At 65.3% G+C, this 6,039-nt stretch carries 7 protein-coding genes; all 7 read left to right on the top strand.

What is annotated here, in order from left to right; all coding sequences use genetic code 11:
• Positions 1–831, top strand: an 831-nt coding sequence (locus tag ACESLR_RS11235) for a hypothetical protein (RefSeq protein ID WP_373067426.1), incomplete at its 5' end; no start/stop codon positions are given.
• A 154-nt stretch (positions 832–985) separates the two neighbouring features.
• Entirely contained in the window at positions 986–1,414 is a 429-nt protein-coding gene (locus tag ACESLR_RS11230; RefSeq protein WP_373025155.1) for a hypothetical protein, read from the top strand.
• 3 nt (positions 1,415–1,417) lie between these two features.
• Positions 1,418–2,461: a biotin/lipoate A/B protein ligase family protein gene (locus ACESLR_RS11225; RefSeq protein WP_373025156.1), complete on the top strand. Its 1,044-nt coding sequence runs from the start codon at positions 1,418–1,420 to the stop codon at positions 2,459–2,461.
• 45 nt (positions 2,462–2,506) lie between these two features.
• Positions 2,507–2,890 carry a hypothetical protein gene (locus ACESLR_RS11220; protein WP_373025157.1) on the top strand — a complete coding sequence of 128 codons (384 nt, stop codon included), beginning with the start codon at positions 2,507–2,509 and terminating at the stop codon, positions 2,888–2,890.
• A 52-nt stretch (positions 2,891–2,942) separates the two neighbouring features.
• Entirely contained in the window at positions 2,943–4,148 is a 1,206-nt protein-coding gene (gene proV / locus ACESLR_RS11215) for a glycine betaine/L-proline ABC transporter ATP-binding protein ProV (RefSeq protein WP_373025158.1), read from the top strand.
• A 1-nt stretch (position 4,149) separates the two neighbouring features.
• The gene (locus ACESLR_RS11210) at positions 4,150–4,992 is read left to right on the top strand and encodes an ABC transporter permease (RefSeq protein ID WP_373025159.1); all 843 of its coding nucleotides are present in this window, start codon (positions 4,150–4,152) and stop codon (positions 4,990–4,992) included.
• Positions 4,993–5,043: 51 nt separating this feature from the next.
• Positions 5,044–5,913 (top strand): glycine betaine ABC transporter substrate-binding protein, encoded by an 870-nt coding sequence (locus ACESLR_RS11205; protein ID WP_373025160.1) that lies wholly within the window; start codon positions 5,044–5,046, stop codon positions 5,911–5,913.
• Positions 5,914–6,039 lie beyond the last annotated feature (126 nt).

The raw sequence follows: 6,039 nt of genomic DNA, 5'->3' as shown, positions 1-6,039 counted from the left end.
GACTCGGGGACGGATGTCTCCGCCGAGGCCGCCAGTGTGCGGGAACGCCTGGAGGAGGCCGACTTCGAGTTCCTGGGCGAATATCCGGTCAGTGACGACCGGCATGTGATCGTGTTCACCCATGATGACCTGCTGTCCGTCGCCGGTTCCGAGGAGCGCGGAGGCTATATTGCCCCCATCCGGGTGGCCGTGACCGCCGTCGATGGCGAGCTTCAGGTGAGCTACAACAACCTGGAGTATTTCCGTCACGCCTATCGTCTGGATCGTCCGGTTACGGACGTGGCCAGCCGTCTGTCCAGCACCCTGGGTGCCGAGCGCGAGTTCGGCTCCGAGGACGGGATGAGCGAACGCGACCTGAATCGCTATCGCTACACCTTCGGTATGGAGCGCTTTGATGCCCCGTACGAGCTGGCCAGTCATGAGTCCAGGCAGGCAGCGTTGAGCGAGCTGGATGGCAATCTCGCATCCCGTGTCGCCGGAGTCAGCGAGATCTACCGTGTGGACATCCCGGGGCAGGACACAACCGTGATCGGCGTGGCCGTGCGCGAGGCGGACGGGGCCGACCAGGACTCGGCCGACCGGCACCAGCTCGGCATCGTGGACGTGGGCGAATTTCGCCACACCGCGACGGTGCCGATCGAGATCATGGTCCGTGGTGGCGAGGTCGAGTCGCTGCACATGCGGTTCCGCAAGGCGCTGCACTTCCCCGATCTGCGGATGCTGGGGGACAACAGCTTCATGCGCCTGCGCAGCTCACCCGACGCGCTCGAGGAGACCCTGAAGGAAGTCGCCGGGTTTGAAGAACCAGAAGATAGCGGATTCGAGTGGTAACTCCGCCGTAATCCGTACGCGCCACGGAAGGGCGCGAGGGGTGGCGGAATTCCCGCGCACCCCACTCAAGAACCCCGGTCTGCCGGGGTTTTTTTACGGCCCGGACACGCAGTTGTTTTATGCTCCCGCAACACTCGCGGCAGGATGCACATCCATGAAATCGATGAAGATCGCCAACATTGGCGAGATCCGCAACGAACTCAACAAGTACAAGAAGGGCAAGAAGCTCGATATCCACCAGTTCAACCAGGTGGCACGTCTGGCCTGGCTGGGCAAGATCGTGATGCAGCCCTTGGATCTGGAGGACCCCGAGTGCAAGTCGTTCCTGGTCTACATCCAGGAGCCGGAAGAACTGGCCGCGCACTTCCTGGACACCGACCAGGAGTTGACCGGTGGTATCCACATCATCGATGGCGAGCAGGCCATGGCCATGGTCGAGATTATGCGCAGTGGCGTCGAGGAGCGTGCCAAGCTGTACGAGGATCTCTCGCGCAGCGACTTCTATTTCCGCTACTTCTACCAGCCCGGCCAGGAGGAGAAGGCAGACGACTCCGGGACCGGTCAGGGCCAGACCGAGGGCTGACATTTGGTCGCATCGACGGTAACCCCGGAGTGGATCGACGCCGGGGCCCGGTCCGCCGAGGAACTCCACGCGCTGTATGCCGGCCTGGCCGCATCCACCGCGCCCGGTGCGCCGCCGCGTGTCCTGTGGGTGCATGCGCACGAGCCGCACATCTCGGTCGGGGCCAGTCAGGATCCCGGGACTGATCTGGATCTTGCCGCCTGCGCCGAGCAGGGCGTCCCGGTGGTGCGCCGTCCCCTGGGCGGCGGTTCCGTCTGGGTTGACGCGGACCAGGCCTGCTTCTTCCTGATCCAGCCGCGGCATGTCCTCGCGCGGGGGCATCGCCACCTGTTCGCCGTGGGGCTGGGCATCGCGATGGACGTCCTGCGCGAGCTCGGGCTCGAAGGAGTGGAGGCTCGCGGGCAGGATGTCTGGGTGCAGGGGCGGAAGATCATGGGCACCGGTGCGGCGACGCTCGGTGAGGGATGCGTCTTCGGTGCGAGCTTCCTGCGGTATTTTCCGGTCGAGCGCTTCCTGGCCTGCGTGCACGCCCCCAGCGACGGCTACCGGGACTGGCTGCGCCCGGCCCTGGAGACCGGCATGACCGACTGTGCCCGCCAATGTCCGCAAACCCCGGAATCCGCGCAGGTGGAGTCGGCACTGCGGTCGGTGCTGGAACGCCGCTTCGGCGCGCCGGTGCGAACGGTCGAGCCGGACCCGGGCACGCTCGACCAATGGCTGGCCGTCGGGTACGAGGAGCTGGAGGACCTGGCCGACGGGCAGGGCTCGCCGTCCGTGCGCGACGGCATCCGCGTGAATCGCGACAACCACGTGTTCGAGACCCAGGGCGCCTGTGGCCGTCTGCGGCTCCATGTGCAGGGCTCGCACATCGCACGCATCTGGTGCGAGGATCCCGTGACGACCAAGATTCTCGAGGCGCGCCTGATCGGCGAGTCCCCGGAACGTCTGCGCGTGCGTTCGCGCTTGAACGGCCAGCTCGAGCCCCGCATGGTGGACGAGATCAGTGCCCGTATTGACGGGCTTTATCGCGGGATCGCGGCGGCCTGAGCCCCCCATCCCACCCTCCTTGACCGCGAGCGCCGGAGAAGCCGCATGTCCGAACCGACGATCGAACGCCGCCTCGAGAAGCGCCTGATCCTGATGACCCAGGACGCCGGGCTGACCGAGCGCATGCAGGCCCAGTTGCCGCCGGACTGGCAGTTGCACCGGGTAACCGACCTGGATGAACTCGGCCCGTGGAACGAGGTCCTGCTGTACCGCTTCCTGCTGCTGGATCTGGACGAGATCGAGGCCTTCGATCCCCTGGATGTGATCCGGATGCTGCGCATGGAATACCAGATCAACCTTCCGGTATTCTGCTTCGGTGGTGATCAGGACATCCAGGACGAGATGCGCCTGGCGCGCGCCGACCGCTTCTTCGGTCGTGACGACATGATCGACAAGCTGCCCGAGTTCATCCGCCAGTACGACTGGTAACGGGCCCGGTCCGGCCCGAGGGGCGGACGTTCCTTTGCAGGGAGATCGAGGTATGGAACCCATTATCCGGGTGCGCGAGCTGTACAAGGTCTTTGGCCCGAACCCGCAGGAGGGCCTGCGGCTGATCCAGGACGGGCTGGACAAGGACACCATCTTCGAGCGCACCGGCAATACGGTAGGGGTGAAGGACTGCAACCTCGATATCGCCGAGGGCGAAATCTTCGTGGTGATGGGCCTGTCCGGGTCCGGCAAGTCGACCCTGGTGCGCCTGCTCAACCGGCTGATCGAGCCGACTGCCGGCACCGTGGAGGTTCGCGGACACAACGTCACGCGGATGGGACAGCGCGAACTGATCCGGCTGCGCAGCGAGGACATGGCCATGGTGTTCCAGTCCTTCGCCCTGATGCCGCACAAGACTGTGATCGACAACGCCGCGTTCGGGCTGGAGATTGCCGGCGTCGGCCGCGCCCGGCGTCGTGAACGGGCGCTGGAGGCGCTCGACCAAGTGGGTCTGAAGGCCCATGCCCGCAGTTACCCCGATGAACTCTCCGGCGGGATGCAGCAGCGCGTGGGACTGGCGCGGGCACTGGCGACCGATCCGTCGATCATGCTGATGGACGAGGCGTTCTCGGCACTCGACCCGCTGATCCGCACGGAGATGCAGGACCGGCTCCTGGATCTTCAGAGCGAACGCCGACGTACCGTGGTCTTTATCTCCCACGACCTGGACGAGGCCATTCGCATCGGCGATCGCATCGCCATCATGCAGGGGGGCGAGGTGGTGCAAGTCGGGACACCAAAAGAGATTATCGTCGACCCGGCCAACGAATACGTGCGCTCGTTTTTCCACGGGGTGGACATCACCCAGGTATTCCAGGCCTGCGACATCATGGACAGCGAGAACATTCCGGTGCTGGATGCCGACACCACGGCTGGCGAGGCGCGCAACCGCATTGCCCACGTGCCGGGTAACGAGGCCGTGATCGTCGATGCCGGCGGGCGCTTCCAGTCCGTCGTCCAGGCCAAGCGCCTGAGCGAGCTGACCGTGGACCGCCCCGCGAGCGAGGTCGCCGTCGAGGTGGAGCCGGTCGGCGAGGACACGGCGCTGGCGGACCTTCCGGGGCCGGCCGCGAAAAGCCCGGTGCCCCTCCCGGTGGTGGATGCGGACGGGCGATTCCTCGGCCTGGTGACCCTTCCGCACCTGGTCGAGGCCCTGGACCGCAGCCGGACCGCGACCGTCGCGAATGGAGACCACTGACATGGAAGAGCGTATCGACATCCCCGTTGGCGACTGGATCGAGGCTGCCGTTGACTGGATCCTCGACAATCTGGAGCCGGCCCTGGACGGCATCGCCTGGTTCCTCGGGCTCCTGACCAACTCCTTCGAAGGCGCGCTGCTGACGATCCCGGCGTGGCTGCTGGTGCTGGTCCTGGTGGGGCTCAGCTGGTGGCGGGTCAGCTGGCGCTTCGGCATCTTCGCCATCGTGGCGCTGGGCCTGATCCTCGGGATGGACCTGTGGGAGCCCACGATCAAGACGTTGTCGCTGGTGCTGGCGGCCACCGCCGTGGCGCTGGCGATCGGCATGCCGGTGGGGGTTGCGATGGCGCGCAGCGACTGGGTCGAGGCCTGGATCCGCCCGGTGCTGGATCTGATGCAGACCATGCCCCCATTTGTCTATTTGATCCCGGCGGCGATCTTCTTCGGGCTGGGCACGGTGCCGGGTGCGATCGCCACGGTGGTCTTCTGCATGCCGCCAGTGGTGCGCCTGACCAATCTCGGCATCCGCCAGGTGAATCGCGAGCAGATCGAGGCCGGATTGGCCTTCGGTTGCAATCGGCGCCAGCTTCTGACCAAGATTCAGTTACCTCTGGCGATGCCGTCGATTATGGCGGGCATCAACCAGACCATCATGCTGGCACTCTCCATGGTGGTGATCGCGTCGATGATCGGTGCCGGCGGGCTTGGCAACACCGTGCTCACCGGTATCCAGCGGCTCGATGTCGGGCTGGGGTTCGAGGGCGGCCTGGGGGTCGTGATCCTCGCCATCCTGCTCGACCGGATCACTCAGAGCGTAGGACTGCGGCGCAAGGCGAGCAGTTGACCCGGCCCATGCGTCGCGCTATCCGTTTCACTCGAAGGAAGGAGTAGCACGATGAACAAGACACTGATTTCAACCCTGCTGGGCGGCGTGTTGGCCGCCTCCATGGGCCTCTCCTCGGCCCAGGCCGACGATATCCAGATCGGCTGGACTGCGTGGTCCGATGCCGAATTCGTGACCAAGCTGGCCGAGCGCGTCATCGAGGACGAGATGGGCCATTCGGTCGAGCTGGTCCAGACCGACATCGCCCCGCAGTATCAGGGGCTGGCCTCCGGTGACATCGACATGATGTTGATGGCCTGGTTGCCCGGTACCCACGCCGACTATATGGATCGCGTGGGGGAGGACGTGGTGAATCTGGGTCCGCTGTACGGCAATGCCCGTCTCGGCTGGGTGGTGCCGGACTATGTGCCCGAGGATGAACTCGGTTCCATCGAGGATCTGAAGAAGGACTCGGTCCGCGAGCGTCTGGATGGCCGCATTACCGGGATCGACCCGGGCGCGGGCCTGACCCGACTCTCCGAAGAGGCCATCGAGACCTACGGCCTGGATGGCTACGACCTGCAGATCTCCTCCGGCGCCGGCATGACTTCCGCGCTGGAGCGCGCCATTCGTCGAGACGAGTGGATCGTGGTGACCGGCTGGAGCCCGCACTGGAAATTCGGCGCCCATGACCTGCGCTACCTGGAAGATCCGGAAGGGGCCCTGGGTAGTTTCGAGCGCATCCACGCCCTGGCGCGCGAGGGCTTCGCCGAGGACTACCACGACGTGGCGATGATGATCTCGCGTATGCATCTGGATCTGGAGGTGCTGGAAGACGCGATGTTCTACGCCCAGGAGAATTCCTACGAGGAAGCCGTGGACCGCTTTATCGAGGACAACCCGGAGTACGTGCAGTACTGGGTGACCGGCGTGATCGACTGATCACCTCCCTTTTGACCGTACGACCCGAGGGCCCCGCACCAGCGGGGCCTTCTTCTTTCAGGCCGCTGACTGTCTTTTCACCACGAAGTTGGCGCCCCGTCCGGGGACGACGCGCTGTCGCGCAGG

The sequence above is a fragment of the Thioalkalivibrio sp. genome (genome assembly GCF_041685615.1).
GTDB lineage: Bacteria > Pseudomonadota > Gammaproteobacteria > Ectothiorhodospirales > Ectothiorhodospiraceae > Thioalkalivibrio.
The sequence above is the reverse complement of the archived record's forward strand: the minus strand, read 5'-3'. Positions and strand labels throughout refer to the sequence as shown.